The sequence below is a fragment of the Acinetobacter tibetensis genome (genome assembly GCF_023824315.1).
Taxonomy (GTDB): Bacteria; Pseudomonadota; Gammaproteobacteria; order Pseudomonadales; family Moraxellaceae; genus Acinetobacter; species Acinetobacter tibetensis.
The window spans coordinates 2768576-2787935 of sequence record NZ_CP098732.1; the positions used below are offsets into that span (position 1 = coordinate 2768576).

At 42.0% G+C, this 19360-nt stretch carries 17 protein-coding genes; 5 read left to right on the forward strand and 12 right to left on the reverse strand.

Annotation, left to right across the window (positions count from 1 at the left end):
- Window positions 1–128: 128 nt before the first annotated feature.
- The 3 genes from argJ to secA all read right to left on the reverse strand — a co-directional run bounded on the left by argJ (window position 129) and on the right by secA (window position 4833).
- A complete protein-coding gene (gene argJ / locus M5E07_RS13390; protein ID WP_252219918.1) occupies window positions 129–1349 on the reverse strand; it encodes a bifunctional glutamate N-acetyltransferase/amino-acid acetyltransferase ArgJ in 1221 nt (406 codons plus the stop codon).
- Window positions 1350–1567: 218 nt separating this feature from the next.
- Window positions 1568–1924: a hypothetical protein gene (locus M5E07_RS13395; protein ID WP_252219921.1), complete on the reverse strand. Its 357-nt coding sequence runs from the start codon at window positions 1922–1924 to the stop codon at window positions 1568–1570.
- 176 nt (window positions 1925–2100) lie between these two features.
- Window positions 2101–4833 carry a preprotein translocase subunit SecA gene (gene secA, locus M5E07_RS13400; protein ID WP_252219924.1) on the reverse strand — a complete coding sequence of 911 codons (2733 nt, stop codon included), beginning with the start codon at window positions 4831–4833 and terminating at the stop codon, window positions 2101–2103.
- Window positions 4834–5168: 335 nt separating this feature from the next.
- Here secA and M5E07_RS13405 point away from each other — a divergent pair, with 335 nt between their 5' ends.
- From M5E07_RS13405 to M5E07_RS13415, 3 genes are all read left to right on the forward strand, one after another.
- The gene (locus M5E07_RS13405; protein WP_252219927.1) at window positions 5169–5810 is read left to right on the forward strand and encodes a peroxiredoxin; all 642 of its coding nucleotides are present in this window, start codon (window positions 5169–5171) and stop codon (window positions 5808–5810) included.
- Window positions 5811–5948: 138 nt separating this feature from the next.
- The gene (locus tag M5E07_RS13410; RefSeq protein ID WP_252219930.1) at window positions 5949–6761 is read left to right on the forward strand and encodes an MBL fold metallo-hydrolase; all 813 of its coding nucleotides are present in this window, start codon (window positions 5949–5951) and stop codon (window positions 6759–6761) included.
- A complete protein-coding gene (locus M5E07_RS13415; protein ID WP_252219933.1) occupies window positions 6758–7348 on the forward strand; it encodes a dual specificity protein phosphatase family protein in 591 nt (196 codons plus the stop codon). The genes M5E07_RS13410 and M5E07_RS13415 overlap by 4 nt, the downstream gene beginning before the upstream one ends.
- A 17-nt stretch (window positions 7349–7365) precedes the next feature.
- On the opposite strand, the gene M5E07_RS13420 is transcribed toward M5E07_RS13415, so the two are convergent.
- From M5E07_RS13420 to trpA, 4 genes are read right to left on the reverse strand one after another with little or no spacing between them, the layout of a single operon-like run.
- A complete protein-coding gene (locus M5E07_RS13420) occupies window positions 7366–8391 on the reverse strand; it encodes an SPOR domain-containing protein (RefSeq protein WP_252219936.1) in 1026 nt (341 codons plus the stop codon).
- On the reverse strand, window positions 8382–9668 hold the full coding sequence (folC, locus tag M5E07_RS13425) for a bifunctional tetrahydrofolate synthase/dihydrofolate synthase (protein ID WP_252219939.1): 1287 nt from the start codon (window positions 9666–9668) through the stop codon (window positions 8382–8384). The genes M5E07_RS13420 and folC overlap by 10 nt, the downstream gene beginning before the upstream one ends.
- Window positions 9665–10561, reverse strand: a complete 897-nt coding sequence (gene accD / locus M5E07_RS13430) for an acetyl-CoA carboxylase, carboxyltransferase subunit beta (RefSeq protein ID WP_116761552.1) — start codon at window positions 10559–10561, stop codon at window positions 9665–9667. The genes folC and accD overlap by 4 nt, the downstream gene beginning before the upstream one ends.
- Window positions 10558–11361, reverse strand: a complete 804-nt coding sequence (gene trpA / locus M5E07_RS13435) for a tryptophan synthase subunit alpha (protein ID WP_116761554.1) — start codon at window positions 11359–11361, stop codon at window positions 10558–10560. Before trpA ends, accD begins: the two co-directional genes overlap by 4 nt.
- 362 nt (window positions 11362–11723) lie before the next feature.
- Between trpA and M5E07_RS13440 the strand changes: the two genes are divergently transcribed.
- The gene (locus tag M5E07_RS13440; protein ID WP_252219942.1) at window positions 11724–13061 is read left to right on the forward strand and encodes a Na+/H+ antiporter NhaC family protein; all 1338 of its coding nucleotides are present in this window, start codon (window positions 11724–11726) and stop codon (window positions 13059–13061) included.
- A gap of 45 nt (window positions 13062–13106) precedes the next feature.
- Here M5E07_RS13440 and M5E07_RS13445 read toward each other — a convergent pair whose 3' ends face one another.
- Entirely contained in the window at window positions 13107–14141 is a 1035-nt protein-coding gene (locus tag M5E07_RS13445; protein ID WP_252219945.1) for an AraC family transcriptional regulator, read from the reverse strand.
- A gap of 134 nt (window positions 14142–14275) precedes the next feature.
- Between M5E07_RS13445 and M5E07_RS13450 the strand changes: the two genes are divergently transcribed.
- Window positions 14276–15160: a metal-dependent hydrolase gene (locus tag M5E07_RS13450; protein ID WP_252219947.1), complete on the forward strand. Its 885-nt coding sequence runs from the start codon at window positions 14276–14278 to the stop codon at window positions 15158–15160.
- A gap of 68 nt (window positions 15161–15228) precedes the next feature.
- Here the strand turns inward: M5E07_RS13450 and M5E07_RS13455 are convergent, their stop codons facing one another.
- From M5E07_RS13455 to M5E07_RS13470, 4 genes are all read right to left on the reverse strand, one after another.
- Window positions 15229–16221: a DUF2804 domain-containing protein gene (locus M5E07_RS13455; protein WP_252219949.1), complete on the reverse strand. Its 993-nt coding sequence runs from the start codon at window positions 16219–16221 to the stop codon at window positions 15229–15231.
- Window positions 16222–16390: 169 nt separating this feature from the next.
- Window positions 16391–16906, reverse strand: a complete 516-nt coding sequence (locus M5E07_RS13460) for a DUF1543 domain-containing protein (RefSeq protein ID WP_252219951.1) — start codon at window positions 16904–16906, stop codon at window positions 16391–16393.
- A gap of 481 nt (window positions 16907–17387) precedes the next feature.
- Window positions 17388–18617, reverse strand: coding sequence for a tryptophan synthase subunit beta (gene trpB, locus M5E07_RS13465; protein WP_116761563.1), 1230 nt, complete (start codon window positions 18615–18617; stop codon window positions 17388–17390).
- Window positions 18601–19242 carry a phosphoribosylanthranilate isomerase gene (locus M5E07_RS13470; RefSeq protein WP_116761565.1) on the reverse strand — a complete coding sequence of 214 codons (642 nt, stop codon included), beginning with the start codon at window positions 19240–19242 and terminating at the stop codon, window positions 18601–18603. Before M5E07_RS13470 ends, trpB begins: the two co-directional genes overlap by 17 nt.
- Window positions 19243–19360 lie beyond the last annotated feature (118 nt).

Here is a 19360-nt window from a genome sequence, read left to right on the forward strand (position 1 = left end):
GCTGCTTGTTCACAAGCGGTGCATCCATAACACGGTCAAACTTTTGCATATGCCGTTGACCAGTCATTCAAAAAACCTTGATTGATAAAAAAGCCTCACATCGGAGGCTTTTCTTCACTCAAATTCCATTAAGAACGGTAATCCGCATTAATTTTGACATAGTCATAAGATAAATCACAGGTATAGACCGTGTCCTTCGCTTGACCGCGACCTAAGTCCACCCGAATGGTAATCTCTGGTTGTGCCATTACGTGTGCGCCCTCGGCTTCCGTATAATCCGCTGCTGCGCCACCATCCTTACAGATTTGTACATCATCTAACCAAACCTGAATTTTTTCAACCTCTAAATTTTTTACTCCAGCATAACCAATCGCCGCCAAAATACGTCCCCAATTTGGATCTGAAGCAAAGAATGCCGTTTTTACTAACGGAGAGTGCGCAATACTGTAGGCGATATCACAACATTCTTGCGTATCTGCACCACCTTCAACTGCTACTGTCATGAACTTGGTTGCACCCTCTCCATCACGTACAATCAGTTGCGCTAGGCGTTTCATGACACGAATGAGGACTTCAAGCACAGTTGCATAGCGAGCATCTTCTGTTGATGTAATTTCAGTACCACCTGCTTGACCTGTGGCGACAAAAATACATGAATCGTTGGTCGAAGTATCCCCATCAATGGTAATGCGGTTAAAAGATTGATTCACAGCAATCTGTAACAATTGTTGAACCAATTCACGTGAGATTGGTGCATCCGTCGCAACATAACCCAACATGGTCGCCATATTAGGACGAATCATGCCAGCCCCTTTAGAAATACCCGTCATGGTATACACAACACCATCTAGTTCAAACTGCTCAGATGCTCCCTTAGGTGTTGTATCCGTAGTCATAATACCAAATGCAGCATCTGTCCAAGCATCTTCCTGCAAACTATCCAACGCTGGCTGTAAACCTGCGACTAAACGTGGCAATGGCAATTGCTCACCAATCACACCTGTAGAAAAAGGAAGAACCTGTTCTGGATTAACGCCTACCAATTTTGCCAATTGCATACAAGTTTCTTGGGCATTTTGCATTCCCAAAGTACCTGTTCCAGCATTGGCATTGCCTGTATTAATAATTAAATACCGTGGATTTCCCACAGCTAAATGAGCTTTTGACACATGTACTGGTGCTGCACAGAATGCGTTCTGTGTGAAAACACCCGCAACATTTGAACCTTCGGCAAATTCAAAAATGACCAGATCACGTCGGTTCTGATAGCGAATATATGCTTCAGCCGAACCGATTTTTACCCCTTTGACCACATGCATCTGTGGCATAGTAACGTCACCCACTGCCATTTTTAAATGTCCACTTTGTTGTTCAAGTAAGTGTCACAGCTTAGTAGAAATGCAACTAAAAATCGAGGTGTTTCAGGCAATTTCCTGCGTATTCCGCTTACACAGCTAAAAATTATTTTCACCCCAATTTAAAAGGGTATTTCGCATAATTAAATTCGACTCGAACCCATACTTATGTAAAAAAAAGCAGCTCGTAAGCTGCCTTTTGATGTATTGACTTAGTTTGCAGCCAACTGCGTTGAACCACCTATAAGGGTTTGTTTCGCTTGTTCTTGGCTTTCCATCGAAAGTGCTGGGTTTGTAGCAACAATACGAGTTGCCGTCGTTGTAGTTGCAGCACTCACTGCTGCGGTTTTTAAGATGATTGGGCGCTGTTGCGTATTTGGAAAAGTATATTTAATTCCTGTACGCGGGCTCATTACAGTCACATTAGTATCTTGTACGGTGGCTGATGCAGTTGTTGCACCTTGAGCAGCTTGTACTTTTTCAACCGTCGTTGTTTCAGGCGTATTCGCCATAGCCAAAGTCGGAATTGCCAAAACAGCAATGACTAAAGGTTGTAATAATTTTTTCATTATCTTTCGCTTTTCAGGTTCCAATGAGCAACTTAATACCACTTAATAATAGACACTGCAAACCTTATTCACATCTTGAAAATATTTAACTACAGTTCGCACAAAAACAAAAAACCCTTGCAGTACGTCAAAAAGATAGAAGCCATACAAGGGTTTACTTTAGTCAATTGATAAAATTAAATTTTACCGTGACATTGTTTATATTTTAAACCTGAACCACATGGACAAGGAGAGTTACGACTAGCTGGTGCAACTACATTGTGATCTGCCACAGGGCTGAAACCTGAATGTTGCTCTGAAGTAACGAGCGAAGTTACTTCACCTGTTAATCCATCCACTTCATCATGCGAAAGATTCAATTGCATTGCTTCGGCTTGCGCTTGCTTCTGTGCTTCCATCGCAGCTAACTCTTCTGGTGTTGGCACATGTACACGAGATAAATCAGTCACCACATCCGTTTTGATCACAGCCAACATATTCACAAATAAGTTGAATGCTTCTTTCTTGTATTCTTGCTCAGGGTTCTTTTGTGCATAACCACGTAAATGAATCCCTTGGCGCAAGTAATCCATTGCCGCCAAATGATCTTTCCAATGGCGATCTAAGGCACTCAAAACAAAATGACGCTCAAGCATGGCTGCCGATTCTGCTCCCATTTGTTCTCGACGTGAACGGTAGCGCGTGACAATCTCATCAGTAATGCGATCAACCAGTGCTTCTTCATCGAGACGACGCTCATTTTCCAACCAGTGATTAATCGGTAAATCGACTGCAAATTCTTCACGTAATGCACGCTCAAGACCTTCAATATCCCACTGATCGTGAATCGACTCTGGTGGAATGTAATTGGCAATCACCGCTTTCATCACTTCATGATGCATTTCTTCAACATATTCTTGCAGCGTATTTTCTGCGAGAACATCATCACGTTGTGAATAAATAATCTTACGCTGTTCGTTATTCACATCATCGTACTTCAATAGATTCTTACGAATATCAAAGTTACGTGCTTCCACTTTACGCTGTGCATTTTCAATCGAGCGCGACACCATTTTGTGTTCAATCGCTTCGTCTTCTTGCAAGCCCATGGCACGCATCATGGCAACCACACGGTCACCTGCAAAGATACGCATCAAGTCATCTTCAAGTGACAAATAGAAGCGTGATACACCAGGGTCACCTTGACGACCCGCACGACCACGCAACTGGTTATCAATACGACGTGATTCGTGGCGCTCAGAACCAATAATATGTAAACCACCTGAAGCCAAGACCATTTCGTGGTTTTGCTCCCACTCTTCTTTTAAGCGAGCTTCATCTTCAGGTGTATGATTTTCAATTTTCGCGAGTTTTGCTTTCCAGTTACCACCCAAAATAATGTCGGTACCACGACCTGCCATGTTGGTGGCAATGGTTACCGCGCGTGGTGAACCTGCTTGGGCAATAATATCGGCTTCACGTTCATGCTGTTTCGCATTCAAAACTTCATGCTGAATGCCTGCTTCTTTCAGCTTTTCAGACAAGATTTCAGACGCTTCAATAGTTGCCGTACCAATCAAAATTGGAGCAACACCTGCTTCATGCACACGTTGAATTTCTTGAATAATCGCATTGTATTTGCCATTACGATTTAAATAGATTAAATCATTTTGATCCAGACGAATCATTGGTCGATGCGTTGGAATAATGACCACATCCAAACCATAAATTTCTTTCATTTCCGCAGCTTCTGTATCTGCGGTACCGGTCATGCCTGACAATTTTTTGTATAAACGGAAATAGTTTTGGAAAGTCGTGGTTGCCAAAGTTTGGTTTTCTGGCTGAATTTCCAAGCCTTCTTTGGCTTCTACAGCTTGATGCAAACCTTCAGACCAACGGCGTCCAGGCATAGTACGACCAGTGTTCTCATCCACAATGATGACTTCACCTTCGTGGATGATGTAATGTACATTGCGTTGATACAAGAAATGCGCACGAATTGCAGCCGTCACATGGTGTACCAAATTAAGGTTTGATGCTGAATACAGGCTCTCACCTTCAGCCAACAAGCCCATTTCAATCAATTCATTTTCAACAGTTTCAAAACCAACTTCGGTCATTTCTACCGAACGTTGCTTTTCATCAATCCAGAAATGACCGCCATCTGCAACTTTTTCTTCTTTTTGCGCATGCAGTTTGGGTGGAATGGCATTGATCGCTGCATAAAGCTGAGAAGAGTCATCGCTTTGACCCGAGATAATCAACGGCGTACGCGCTTCATCAATTAAAATCGAATCGACTTCGTCAATAATGGCATAAATCAAACCACGTTGTTTTTTCTCTGCAAGCGCAAACACCATATTGTCGCGCAAGTAGTCAAAACCAAATTCATTGTTGGTCCCGTAAGTGATATCTGCACGGTAGGCATCTGCTTTTTCCATTGGATTTTGCATGGAATAAATAATCCCAATACTTAAACCCAAGAATTCAAACAGTGGGCGGTTTAACTCGGCATCACGCTGAGCCAAGTAGTCATTGACTGTAATGACATGCACGCCCTGACCACTGATCGCATTCAAATAACACGCCAGTGTGCCCATGAGAGTTTTACCCTCGCCCGTACGCATCTCAGCAATTTTACCTTCATGCAGGGTAATACCACCAATCAACTGCACATCGTAATGACGCATACCCATGACACGTTTTGCTGCTTCACGACAGACAGCAAATGCTTCAGGCAATAATTTATCGAGGCTTTCACCTTTGTTATAACGTTGTTTGAATTCTTCGGTTTTTGCAGATAAGTCTGCATCGTTTAAGGCAGATATCGTCGGCTCGAGCGCATTAATCTTGTCTACGATTTTACGCATGCGTTTGAGTTCGCGCTCATTTTTGGTACCGAAGATTCCTCCGATCAGACTTGCCAACATGAATAGACTCTCTAAATCTTGCTTGTCAATGAATAAATTTTTTCTCAGACGTTATTATGGTGCTAGAAATTTGAAGTACAAGGGTTTTGCACAAAACCAATAAAAAAATTCTGATCACAGGTTCTAGCCACAGATCTAAGGCGAATTAATGTAACAAATTTCAGCCATGCGATATAGAGCGTTCCTCTTGAATGGCAGGATATTTTCCAACCTTGATGCAACCCTTTTATTCCTTATTGGTATAAGCAAATGCAAAAAAGCTATTTTTCAGAGTAAAAGAATTGCGCGATAGTCTGACTTAAATCACATACACAAAACAATTGAGGTAAATAAAAATGTCACTACGTTTAGGCGATATCACCCCCAACTTTGAGCAAGATTCAAGTGAGGGAAAAATTAATTTTTATGATTACTTAGGTGATAGTTGGGGCATTCTGTTTTCCCATCCCGCTGACTATACGCCTGTATGTACCACAGAGTTAGGTTATACCGCAAAACTAAAAGATGAATTTGCACAACGCGGAGTCAAAGCGATTGCGTTGTCAGTCGATGATGTCGAATCACATCATGGCTGGATTCAGGACATTAATGAAACCCAGAATACTACGGTCAATTTCCCGATTATTGCTGATAAAGATCGTAAGGTCTCCACCCTATATGACTTTATTCATCCCAATGCCAGTGAAACCTTGACAGTACGTTCTTTGGTGATTATCGACCCAAATAAGAAAGTCCGCTTAATCATTACTTATCCTGCGTCAACAGGACGTAACTTCCACGAGATTTTACGTGTCATTGATTCATTACAACTGACTGATCATCATAAAGTTGCGACCCCTGCCAACTGGACACATGGCGATGATGTGGTAATTGTACCTTCTTTACAAGATGAAGCTGAACTGAAACAACGCTTCCCGAAAGGCTATACCGCAGTAAAACCTTATTTACGTCTTACTCCACAGCCGAATCTAAAATAAAACGTAAGCTTTCCAACCTGCATGATGAACCTGTCTACGGACAGGTTGCTTATGCTTCACAAAGGTCGACCAAGTTCTATTTGGTATTTTGATCACAGTCAGTTATAAATACAGCAAACCATTTTAAGAATAACGACTGTGATTCATAACATTCATCATTTACACTGCGGCACCATGTGCCCTGTTTGCGGCCCCTTATTTGGGCAAAAAGGATTCCATGCTCATGTGATCTGTCATTGCTTACTGTTAGAAACAGACCGTGGATTGGTCTTGATTGATACAGGTTTAGGTATGCAAGATCTCCTTCATACCAAAGCCCGTCTTGGGAACATGATTGCGCGGTTTGGAAAAATTGAAAACAATTTAGAACTGACAGCCATCGCACAAATACAAAAATTAGGCTTTAACCCCAAAGATGTGCAACATATTTTTGTCTCACATTTAGATTTTGACCATGCTGGTGGTATCTCTGATTTCCCTCAAGCGACGGTACATGTGCTGTCTTCCGAATACAATGCTACACAAAATTTGAACCACTACAAACGCAAAGCTCGCTATAAAGTGAAACAATTTCAACAACATCGTTACTGGAACTTTATTGAACCCATTGCCAACGACGACTGGTTCAACCTCAAACAGATTCGCAATTTTGATTTATTTAAAAATGACCTGTTGATGATTCCCCTCTTGGGACATACCGCAGGTCATAGTGGTATTGCTGTTCGTAACCAAGATCAATGGTTACTGTTCTGTGGAGATGCCTACTATTCACATTTACAACTCGATGGTCAGCATAAGCTCAGAACCTTAAATCAAGTGGAGCAATTCTTTGCCGAAGATAATCAAGCACGTGTGGAAAATTTAACACGATTGCAAACACTGTCCCAAACCCATCCTGAAGTTCAACTCATCTGTGCACATGACCCTGTAGAATTGGCCCGATACCAATGAAAATTCAAACGCGTATACTTTATAGCTGCCTATGTCTCAGCACGTTAAGCTTTACTGGCTGTATGACCACGCCAGCACTACCGCCCGAAGCTCGACCAACGCAATGGGGAACCTTAATCAATCAAGCTGATAATTTTTATCAAATCAGTACAGATGTCTTTCGTAGTGAACAACCCAATACAGAAATGGCCGCAGCACTCAAAGCTCATGATATTGATGTCGTGATTAACTTAAGATCACGACATCAAGACCCGCAAAATTTGAATGCACAAAATTTTAAGTTGGTGCATATTCCCATTCATACTTGGGCTATTGATCGGGAAGACTTATTAGCAGCGATGCGCCAAATTCAATTGGCCAAAGCACAACAACAAAAAGTACTTATTCATTGTTACCACGGCTCAGATCGTACAGGTGCCAGCATTGCCATGTATCGAATTATCTTTGAAAAATGGAGTATTGATGATGCTTTACAAGAAATGAAATATGGGGGCTATGGTTTCCACCCCATTTGGCAAAACATCGAAAATTTATTTACCCCCGAAAATGTAAAATGGATTCAAGAGCAACTCTCGAATCCATCTTAAAGCATGACTGAAATGAACTAACGACGGTCTAAGGGTACCCAATCAATCACCCATGCGGACTTCATATTTAAGCTCGCATCAGTGGTAATCTTTTTACGGGTTACGTCTGCAACATCACGACTTTTGGCAGGTCCAACCATAATTCGAATACCTTTCGATGTTGGGCTTTGTACCACCTTATAGCCTTTCGCCTTTAACTTGGAAATGACGCTATCAGCATTGGCCGCATTGGCCGCCAGTGCCACTTGAACCATCCACTGCTTATCACCATTTTCGAGTAAGTCTCTTGCCTTTTCGGCCTCAGCTTTCTTCTTGGCATCTTCTTTGCGTTTCGCTTCGGCTTCACGCAATTTCTTTTCTTCAGCAGCTTTGGCTGCTACTTGACGCTCTTGATCTGCTTTACGCTGTGCCTCTAATTTACGTTGAGCTTCCGCTTCACGTAATTTTTTATCCTCAGCAGCTTTCGCAAGCGCCTTACGTTCTTCATCTGCCTTACGTTGAGCTTCTGCCTTTAAACGCTCTTCATTACGTTTTTTATCAGCTTCAGACGATTGTGATGCCTTCTGCTGATCTAGCTTCTTTTGTGCAGCAAGCTTTTCCTCCGCTAAGCGCTTTTGCTTGGCTTTTTCATCTTCAACCAATTCAGGCGGAATGTTATCTGAGCTTTGCTGTGCACCCGTCCGTGCTGCATTTAATGCTGCATATTCTTCGGCTGCTTTACGTGCAGCATCGGCTTCTGCCTGCTGTTGCTGTGCCAGAAACTCCGCTGCACGGGCTTCCTGCTCTGCTACGGCCTTTTCACGGGCACGGCGTTGCTCTTCAAGCAAACGCTTTTCCGTTTCAACATCAACAGTGAGGCCTTGCAGTTGCACCATGCCACTGTCTTTGACATTCTGTTGCTGAACTTGCTCGACCAATTCAGGGTGTTTGATGTTATTTTGATGTATTTCTTCTTTACCTTTCAGAAGCAAGGCTGCCAATAAAACACCACCACCTAATAAAACAACGCCACCCATCCAGCGTTGTTTGTTATTCATTGACATTCTTCCAAATACTCCCAGACTGCTTCCAAAGTATGAAATGAACCACATACTAAAATCAGCTGATTATTTTTAGATTCATCGAGGGCTGATTGGAAAGCTAATTGAACATTAGTGAAATGCTGTACTGTCTGTTGTTGTAATGCGTCATCGAGTTGGGCAATTTCCGCAGCTCGTGGCACCGTTAATGGTGCAATTTTCCACATTAAAATACTATTTTTCAATGACTCAACCACAGATTTAATATCTTTATCGGCCAACATTGAAAAAACAGCAACCACTTCTGTGTATTGTTTATTGTATTTTAGGAAATTTCGCAATTGCTTTAACAAAAAATCAACGCCATGTGGATTATGTCCCGCATCAAAAATAACGGTTTTATCCGCAATTTGACGAATTTCAAAACGCCCTGACAGTTGTGCCTGCTGAATACCCTGTGCAATTACTTCCTGTCGAATCTCCAAGCCACTCAACAAAACAGCGGCAACAGCGGTAGAAATATTTTCTAATGCCAAACGCCCGAGTGGTAATTTTAAGGTGGTTCCAGAAGATGCAAACAACCAATGCTGCCCATCTGCACTCAGTTGATAAAAATAATCGCGTTCAGCAGCAAATAGTGGCGCATGACACTCTTGTGCTTTTTTGGCAATCGCTTCTGGTAAACTTTGTAATCCACCAAAAATAACAGGAATATTAGGGCGAATAATGCCTGCCTTTTCATAGGCAATTTTTTCAATGGTATCACCAAGCCAATCGGTATGGTCTAAACCAATATTGGTAATGACTGCAACATCTGGATCAATCACATTGACCACATCCAGACGGCCACCTAGCCCCACCTCAAGCACCCAGACATCACAAGCTTGCTGTTTAAAAATCAAGAAAGCGGCCAAAGTGGTCGCCTCAAAGAAAGATAAACTCAAATTGCATGCACGACGTGCTTGATCGACCTGTACAAAAGCATCAATCAGACTTTGATCATCAACTTCCTGACCTGCAAGTTTCACACGTTCATTAAATCGATAAATATGCGGCGACTGATAAAGTCCAACCTTATAGCCTTGCGCATTTAGAATTGCTGCCAAGGTGGTTGTGGTTGAACCTTTGCCATTGGTGCCAGCAACCGTAATTACTTTCGCTTCTGGTTGCGTTACACCAAGCATTTCAGCGACGGGAATGACGCGTTCTAAACCTAAATCAATTCCCGTAACGTGAACATGGCCCCAATACGAGAGCCATGTGTCTAAATTATCTTGTACAAGTGGTGCAGTATGGTTCAAGGTAAATTCATCAATTTAGTCACAATGCGATATACAGTATCACGTAATGCATGACGATGAACGATTTGATCGACTACACCATGATCAAGCAAGTATTCAGCACGTTGGAACGGTTCTTCCAATTTCTCACGTACTGTTTGCTCAATCACACGTTTACCCGCAAAACCAATCATTGCTTTCGGCTCTGCAATATGCACATCACCCAACATGGCTAATGAAGCGGTTACACCACCATATACAGGATGGGTTAACACCACGATGTACGGTAAGCCTGCTTCTTTTACACGTTGAATCGCTGCTGATGTACGTGCCATTTGCATTAAAGACAACATGCCTTCTTGCATACGTGCGCCACCTGATGCGGCAAAACAAATGAATGGCTGTTTCAATGCAATTGCACGTTCAGCCGCTTGCACAAAACGATCACCAACAACTGTACCCATTGAACCGCCCATAAAGTCGAATTCAAAAGCACATGCGGTCATGGCTACATCTTTCAATGTACCTTGCATCACGATTAAAGCTTCAGATTCACCTGTTTTCTTTTGCGCTTCAACCATACGTTCTGGGTAAGGCTTACTGTCAACAAATTTAAGTGGATCTTTGGCAACAAATTCTTGACCCAGTTCAGTTTTAACTTGGTCAAAGAACCATGTTAAACGATCACGCGCTTTCATGCGTAAATGCTCGTCACATTGTGGGCAGACATAAGCATTGAATGTCATTGCGGTGCGTGTCACCAATGCATGACATTCAGGACATTCAACCGTTGGTTCTGTAAACGTTGCTTTGAGTGCTTGTTGCTCATCGGGAACTTCAATGCCTGGAACGCCACGTTCAGTCCACGGTGTCGATGGGCTAAGAATTTTCCCTGATTTCACTTCTTGATTCATACTAACTCATCGAGCGCTGCTCGAAGCTCCTTGACTTTATTAACCGTTTCAACAACGGCTTGTTCTGGTGCCAAGCTTGCAAATTGTTTTACAAATGCACTGCCGACAATCACAGCATCCGCCACACCACCCATTGCTTTCGCAGAAGCAGCATCGCTAATACCAAAACCGACACCAACAGGAATATCTGTCTCTGCTTTAATTTTTTGGATACGTGCCGCAGCTTCAGACACATCTAAAGTTGCTGCACCTGTTACCCCTTTCAAAGATACATAATAGATAAATCCACTGGCCTGCTTCACCACATGACGAATACGTTCATCCGTAGAAGTTGGCGCAAGTAAGAAAATTTGATCCATTTCATACTTTTTCAGGACATCATCCAGAGCTTGGGCTTCTTCTGGCGGTAAATCGACCAGCAAAATGCCATCCACACCACATTCGTTGGCATAGGCTACAAATTTTTCATAGCCAATCACTTCAACAGGATTTAAATATCCCATTAACACAACAGGTGTTTCTTGGTCTTTTTGACGGAACTCTTTCACCATATTCAATGCATCTAGGGTATTGGTTCCACCAGCCAAAGCACGCTCAGCGGCTAAAGCAATGACAGGACCATCCGCCATAGGGTCTGAAAATGGTAGTCCAAGTTCAATAACATCTACGCCCGCCTCAACCATTTGATGTAACAGAGGTACTGTTACTTGTGGATGAGGATCTCCAGCCATCACATAGGAAACTAGCGCTTTACGCTGTTGAGATTTAAGTTGTCCAAAACGAGTGGCTAAACGTGACATAGGGTTGTACTTTCCTTGAATTATTTAAAACTGAGGAGTTGGTTTTGTAGAAATACAAGACAACGCATTGTAACGCTATTTTTTACACCTTGAATAGAGTTCATGCACTTCCTTTGAATTTCATACGACATCACCTGATTCAGAACAACCCGAAAGCTACATTTACTAATATTTGGCGAGTTTTCTCAATGATCAAAGATGCCTAATTTTCGCTTTTATGCAGACCGCACCAACTCTAGAAAATGACAATCCCTTTAGCAAAGTCAACGAAATTCAGCTACTCAGGTTTTACATTTTAAATTTTTAGAAATGATCAAAGCTCCATTATACTGTGCGCACTTATTCGCTGTTTCCTAACATTTATGACCTCCGACCCACAGGGTAAAGTGCAAGCCCGAGCGCTTGCGCTACTCCCCCTTATTGTTTTTTTGGCTATCTTTTTGGGTAGCGGAATTTATCATTCCCTAATTGGCACTGAATTTGCCTTTTATCAAATTAAAGCCCCAGTAGCCGCGCTCCCTGCTGTAATACTGGCTGTACTTATTTATAAAGGTCACTTAAACCAAGCCATTGAGACTTTCCTCAAAGGTGCCAGCCACCCTAATCTGATTCTCATGTTTATGGTGTTTATGCTGGCTGGGGCCTTCGCGAGTATCAGCAGTGCAATTGGCAGTGTAGATGCGACCGTCCAACTTGGGCTATCGCTCATTCCTCCTGCTTTTGTTCTCCCCATGTTGTTTGTCATCTCTGCCTTTATTGCAACAGCCATGGGCACTTCCATGGGCACCATTGCGGCCTGTGCCCCCATTGCTTTTGGTTTTGCCCAAGTGACCAATATTGAAACCGTGATGGCGATTGGTGCTGTCGTGAGTGGTGCGATGTTTGGTGACAATCTCTCTATGATTTCAGACACCACCATTGCAGCAACCAGCAGTCAAAAAGTGCAACTCCGCGATAAATTCCGCGTCAATATTTGGATTGCAGGGCCAGCGTCTATCATTACCATTCTGGTGTTTATTTTGATGAGTAAGGATTCTCAAGCCATTCAATATCAAGACTATGATTTATGGCTGATTCTTCCTTATGTTGCCGTGTTTTTCTTGGCTTTTAGTCGCTTACACGTTTTAGCGGTTCTAACCATTGGAATCATGATTTCTGGTGTAATCGGTTTAATACAACAGAGCGGCTTTACCTTACTTAAATTGAATACCTCAATTTATGATGGCTTTGTCGGCATGTTTGAAGTGGCATTGCTCTCAATGCTATTGGGCGGGCTATCCAGCATCATGCAACGTGAAGGTGGTTTAGAATGGCTGATTCAACGGATTTATAGCCTGACGCGTCTTTTAAAAATTGGACAACAACGTGCTGGCGAGCTTGGTGTCAGCTTTCTGGTGATCTTCTCGAACTTATTTGTTGCCAATAATACTGTCGCAATTATTTTATCGGGTGATATGGCCCGTGAAGTGGCACAAGAATACGGATTAGATCCGAAACGTGTTGCCGCACTCATGGATATTTTCTCCTGCGTGGTCCAAGGTCTGATCCCCTATGGCGCACAACTACTTTTGGCATGTTCTATCGCCAAACTCTCTCCAGTCGAACTAATTGGTCATATTTACTATTGTTGGGTCTTGGCGATTTTTGCCATTTTAGCCATCGTACTACGCTACCCGAAATTGAATCAAAAGACGATCTAATCAAACTTGCTCAATTCCAGCGGTTCAATGAACCGCTTTTTTATCTCATTCACGCAGTTTGAGCTGTTGCCGTCGCCCTAAAAGCGTCTGTCCTGTTGCCGCCTTATAGGCACGTGCCAAAGCCGATTGGTCTGAATACCCCAGTGCTAAAGCCACTTCACTCAAACTCATTTTTTGCTGTAGCAAAACATCGCAACGTTTCATTCGTTCCGTTTCAATAATTTTTTTAAATGAACTGTCAAATTCACTGAGCTGCCGCTGTAAAGTACGTACCGATAAGTGCAGTTCTTGCGCCACCCATTCCAGCTTTGGCACATCTTGATGAAATACTAAATATTCTGCCACAAGCGTATGTAAATGGGTCATGAGCGTGATATGCGCTGATTTTGCTGCAATCACCTCTTCAGCATGTTTAAGTAGTAAATGATTAAGCGATGGGTCGGGTTGCTGAGACTTCAGCAACAAACTTTCACGATTCAACTCTAAGGCATAACGCACTTGATGGAAAAATACATCACAGCCATAAAAACGCTGATAATGATAAACCGCACAACGTGGTGCATGCGCAAAATATAATTTTTTCAATGAGAACTGATCAAAAGAAAAAATCTGTCGAGCCAATTGCACCATTGCAGCAACGGTCATTTCATTAATCAGCACATGCTCGCTGTGGGAAAATCCCCAATGAATATGAATGCTCTGATCCACTTGAGACATATGCATGGGCAGCGTTTCTCGCCCATCAATCACTAAACGGTTAAAACGTAAAACAAACTGTAACGCTTCTGCCACACTGGTACTTTTCGATGCGATATAGCCCAACACGCCAAAATGTTCAGGTTGTATATGCTGTACAATATCGAAAATAAGATGAGGACAATTGAGTTGCTGCTCTGTTTGTTGTATTAAATCAATAAATAAAGCATACGATGATTGTGCATCAATCGGTTGTGATAAAATATAACTCAACTGTTGTTTTTGCACTGCCGAGAAAGGAAAGGCAAAACCATCAATATCACGTAATTTAAGATAGCTATGCCATAAATGAAAAAAGCCATTGGGGATTTGTAATGTATACATGGCTCTACCTGTCTGTTTGACATTTTTTATTTTCGATATGGCATAAAATGTATAAAAAATGGCAAGTACTGTCAAAACTTCTCCGATAAACACCGACATACTGCTCTTATCGAAGGTTCTATTAGTAAAAAACAATGAATACAATAGTCCGAAATCAAGTTCATCCCGTTGTGCGTACCGAATTCGATTTTAAATTGGATCAGGTCCCTCGCTTCTGGATGAACAATGACCCATTTTTAACCCGTGTATTTGACGCGTTGAGCCTCACTTTTCCTGATGGGGAGCGTTACTTTATTCAATCGGTACGCTTGTTTCGCGATAAAATTACGGATCCTGAGTTAGAACAACGTGTCGGCGCTTTCATTCGCCAAGAAGCCCAACACGGTATCGCACATGAAAAAATGAACCATGTCATGCGCGCCCAAGGCATGCCTGTCGATCAATTTATTCAACGAATTAACCGAGTATTTAAGTTCGAACTTGAAGAGCGTTCTCCTCAATACAATATTGCCATGACAGCAGCGGCAGAACATTTGACCGCCTTAATGGCAGAAACCTTTTATGGTAAAAAGGAAACTTTAGCCAACGCTCATCCTTACGTACGTGCACTCTTGGCGTGGCATGCGATTGAAGAAATGGAACATCGTGATGTCGCATTTGATGTGATGCAACAAGTGGGTGAAGTATCAGAGTCAATGCGTCGATGGGCACTCATTCTCACCACGCTTATGATGATTGGCTTTACGCTCTATCGCGCCAATGTCATGTTAAGACATGATGGCTTTGGTCGTTGGCAACGCTTCTGTATGATTATGAAAGGATTACCTTGGTTCTTTGGTCGTAAAGGTACCTTAACCAGTATTCGCAAACAATATTTTGATTGGTTTAAGAAAGGATTTCATCCCAGCCAACAACCAATTATTCGTCAATACAATGTGTGGGTCGATACCCTTGCTGCAACCAACGATCCTATTCAAGCAGGTGAAGCTTTTTGGCAGGCTGCACAAAGTAAAAAATAAGATGCAACCAGATCATGCTGCATCTAAATTAAATGCCCTAATTTAGATGCAATTGAAAGTAGATATTTCTACCATTTCGCATAATGCTGTTCCAAAAGACCATACTCATCGACCAATACTATTTCTTGATCATCTTGCTGAATCGTTCCACTGATACGTGCCTGCCATTGACTAAATTGGCTACCGACCAATCTTAAGTTCAAATTTTCATAACGACGCCAACTGGTCGTAACGATTAGATTCAGACGTTGATCCAAAGAACGAATATTCCAACGTCCTTCTTCAAGATGCTCAAATAAAATATCGGTCAATTGAAACAACTGACCATTTACCCACAAGCAATTCTCATTACCAAAACTTTCATTGACACCAGAGGCTAAATTCAGTCCAATTCGTTGATGATTGGTATCCCAGAAATTACAAGACAACCAGAACCAAGCCGTTTCTGGTCGAAGAAATCCACATGTATCATCTAAAGAAGCAAAAGTCTTATCATGAAATTGCACCATTTCATTTTGCTTATTGACAAAATAGCCTTCACACCCAAGTGTGGTGAGTTTTTGCGTATAGGTCCAACCATTAATTCCTGTTGGACTACACATGCTTAAGGGTTGTGTTCCTGCACAGAAAATACGGGCATTCAGTTTAATTTCACCATATTTAGTCACACGGATATAACGCACCCCATTGGCATGTTGCATTTCAATTTGAAACGGCGATTTATGAAAAAAACTTTGGTTATATAAAGGCTGCTCATCTAAAAGTGTATTACGCGCCAAAAAATTAATGGCATTCCATTCCATGACGTCCTGAGTAAGGTGGTTATAAACGTAAAAAAAACCATGCCCTGCCCATGCAATATCGGCAATGGCTACCCCAATGGTGTAATGTTCATGCTGAATGGAGCAAAATTTAAATTTCTTATATTTTAAACGTTTACGCCAACCATCCAACACCTCTCCATAAGGGGTTTTGTATTGGTATTTCTGAACGTCAATATTTTGAGGTAATGCATTAAAGCGACCATAATGTGGCTGCCCATTCGACTGAATTAAATCCATTTATCCAATTCCATTTCACATATCGCTAGATCTGCTTTGACCTATACAGCATGTCACATTAAGAATTTTTTTCGTTCTTTTTATGCAGCAAGTATCGATCATTTCTTACTCACCCCATGTTAGCATAAAAAAATGCTATATCAGCACAACGCACTTAAAATGTTTAAAATTAAACATTTAACGTAAGATAAGTATTTTCCCATGTGTTTGCATCAAACTCAGCTTCAACCAGACTCACATAACGACCATGTATACAATCAATGGCAATACAGTCATCCACTTCTAAAACACGATCTGTATGTTGCTTTTGCCACTTTTGATCAAAGTGATGTTTGCCAAGGTGTTTGGCTTCTGCGGCATGAGGAGCAACAACCAGCACATAGCGATGTAACTCACCAAATTCACGCGCATCATAGCCGCCTAAATTAATTAGCCACAGCTTTTCATCTGCGACTTGAGGTTGGGCATCACTAAACTGAATCTGGTATTTTTTTCCTGCACTTTCGACACCATTTACCTGTGCCCAAGCATCAATGTGTAAACCTTTTTGTTCACCAAACCATGCATTTTTTAACTGTGTATAGGTGTCTTCTAGGCTATCGCCCACAGCAAATACAACATCATGGACTTCGGTATTGGCACGTGCATGGCGACCACCAAGCATGACCATAAATAGACTAGGCATTTTCTTTCCTTTCTTTTGAGATATTTTTTTATAGCTAACAGGCGATTCACGGAAACGTCATTCACAATTGTTCGAGGTAGACCACACTTCGAGAGAAATGTTTTTGCAACTCCATTAATCACATGAAAGTATAGGACGAGTTTTGCGAATGACAATGCCTTTGGTTACTTTGGGCTTATCCAAAGTAACATGACAAACTCCTTACATTCGAGGTGTAAGCAGCAAGACTCCGTCAAAATACAAATAACGTTACATGACCAATAAGATAGATTTGACCAGAGTTTTCATTGGTAGGAAATATCTTACTTTTGTTTCGAATAAATCAACAAAATCATCTTGTTGAGCAGACATCCATATCGCCTTTCCTTATTCATGTTTTGGATAAACTTTTATTTCAACAAAAAACGTGCTGAATTGCTTCAGCACGTTTTTAATATTTGACAACCTTCTCCAAAGAGAGAAGCTTCACATCAGAGGAAAATCACATCTCAACCATTTCCACACCATCAATACGTGCCACGGTCATTAAGTCTTTATCACCACGGCCTGAAACCGTCGCAATAATAATTTGATCCTTAGACATGGTTGGCGCAAGTTTTGTCACATAAGCCATCGCATGTGAACTTTCTAATGCAGGGATAATCCCTTCAATATGGGTTAAATCGCGGAAACCTTGTAAGGCTTCATTATCATTGATCGCCACATAATCCACGCGGTGCATATCTTTTAAGAAGCTATGTTCAGGGCCTACGCCCGGATAATCTAGACCCGCAGAAATTGAATGCGTTTCAATGATCTGACCTTGTTCATCTGACATCAAATAGGTACGGTTACCGTGTAAAACACCAACATGACCAGCATTTAAAGGTGCAGAATGTTTACCTGTTTCAATGCCATAACCTGCGGCTTCGACACCATACATTTTGACATCTGGGTCATTCAAGAATGGGTAGAACAAGCCCATCGCATTTGAACCACCACCTACACATGCCACTAAGGCATCAGGTAAACGTCCTGCTTGCTCTTGAATTTGTTTGCGAGCTTCACGACCAATAATAGACTGGAAATCACGGACTAATTGTGGATATGGATGTGGGCCTGCAACCGTACCAATCACATAGTAAGTTGAGTCAACATTAGTCACCCAGTCACGCATCGCTTCGTTCATGGCATCTTTTAATGTTTTAGAGCCACTTTCCACAGGTACAACGGTCGCACCGAGTAAACGCATACGATAGACGTTCATGGCTTGACGTTTCACGTCATCTGCACCCATGAACACTACACACTCAAGACCTAAACGCGCTGCGATGGTTGCCGTTGCGACACCGTGCTGACCTGCACCAGTTTCAGCAATAATACGTTTTTTACCCGAAAGTTTTGCCAGTAAAGCCTGACCAATGGTGTTGTTCACTTTATGTGAACCCGTATGATTCAGGTCTTCACGTTTTAAGTAAATTTGCGCACCACCCAACTCTTTCGACCATCGTTCAGCATAATATAAAGGACTAGGACGACCTACATAGTAGGCGAGATCACGGTCGAATTCTGCCAGAAACTGCTCATCATCTTTCATACGAAAATAGAGCTTTTCTAAGTCTTCTAATGCTGCCATTAGAGTTTCTGACACAAAACGTCCGCCATGGATACCAAAATGCCCACGTTCATCTGGGTATTGGGTATAGTCAATCATATTACTTTGCTGATCCACGATGGACTCCTTGCATGAAGTTTTCTATAAGTTGTTGGTCTTTTATACCTTTAGCGGATTCTACGCCTCCGCTGACATCTACAGCATAAGCCCCAGTCGTCTTTATAGCGTCTTCAACATTAGTGGGGGTTAAACCACCAGCTAAAATTAAAGGAATATCAAGCTTAGGGAATTGCGACCAGTCAAAACTGTGCCCTGTTCCCCCTTTTAGTTCAGGATGCCATGCATCTAACAGTACTGCACTTGCCCCTGCCTGTTGGAAGCGTTGAACTTCTGCCACTACATCCAGTTCAGGTTTCACCTGAATGGCTTTATACCAACGACGCCCAACTTGTGTCGCAATCATCTGACAGTCTGCTGGTGTTTCATCACCATGAAACTGAATAATATCGAGCGCCACTTGTTTTAACACATCCGCAATGTCATCCGCAGTGGCATTCACAAAAAGTCCAACAGTTTGCACATAAGCAGGCACATGTTGAATCAATTCTTTGGCTTGAACTACACTGACATGGCGTGGACTGGGCGGGAAAAATACAAAACCAATTGCATCTGCCCCTGCATTGACCACAGCTTGAATATCTTGGCTACGGGTAATTCCACAAATTTTGGCACGGGTTCGCATAGATTATGACTCTGGCTCGACCCTATTTATAGCTGATCTATAAATAACAGGGCGAATCATTGTAATGCAATTTTTTCGCCTTGCGTAAAGTTCATCCTGAAAAATCTTTACATCGATT

Coding starts and splice junctions, on each gene's coding strand:
- M5E07_RS13415 (WP_252219933.1), top strand. CDS start 6,758: ATGAAAATTCAAACGCGTATACTTTATAGCTGCCTATGTCTCAGCACG.
- M5E07_RS13470 (WP_116761565.1), bottom strand. CDS start 19,242: ATGCGAACCCGTGCCAAAATTTGTGGAATTACCCGTAGCCAAGATATT.
- M5E07_RS13420 (WP_252219936.1), bottom strand. CDS start 8,391: ATGTCAATGAATAACAAACAACGCTGGATGGGTGGCGTTGTTTTATTA.
- argJ (WP_252219918.1), bottom strand. CDS start 1,349: ATGGCAGTGGGTGACGTTACTATGCCACAGATGCATGTGGTCAAAGGG.
- M5E07_RS13395 (WP_252219921.1), bottom strand. CDS start 1,924: ATGAAAAAATTATTACAACCTTTAGTCATTGCTGTTTTGGCAATTCCG.
- M5E07_RS13455 (WP_252219949.1), bottom strand. CDS start 16,221: ATGGATTTAATTCAGTCGAATGGGCAGCCACATTATGGTCGCTTTAAT.
- secA (WP_252219924.1), bottom strand. CDS start 4,833: ATGTTGGCAAGTCTGATCGGAGGAATCTTCGGTACCAAAAATGAGCGC.
- accD (WP_116761552.1), bottom strand. CDS start 10,561: ATGAATCAAGAAGTGAAATCAGGGAAAATTCTTAGCCCATCGACACCG.
- trpA (WP_116761554.1), bottom strand. CDS start 11,361: ATGTCACGTTTAGCCACTCGTTTTGGACAACTTAAATCTCAACAGCGT.
- M5E07_RS13405 (WP_252219927.1), top strand. CDS start 5,169: ATGTCACTACGTTTAGGCGATATCACCCCCAACTTTGAGCAAGATTCA.
- M5E07_RS13440 (WP_252219942.1), top strand. CDS start 11,724: ATGACCTCCGACCCACAGGGTAAAGTGCAAGCCCGAGCGCTTGCGCTA.
- M5E07_RS13450 (WP_252219947.1), top strand. CDS start 14,276: ATGAATACAATAGTCCGAAATCAAGTTCATCCCGTTGTGCGTACCGAA.
- M5E07_RS13460 (WP_252219951.1), bottom strand. CDS start 16,906: ATGCCTAGTCTATTTATGGTCATGCTTGGTGGTCGCCATGCACGTGCC.
- M5E07_RS13445 (WP_252219945.1), bottom strand. CDS start 14,141: ATGTATACATTACAAATCCCCAATGGCTTTTTTCATTTATGGCATAGC.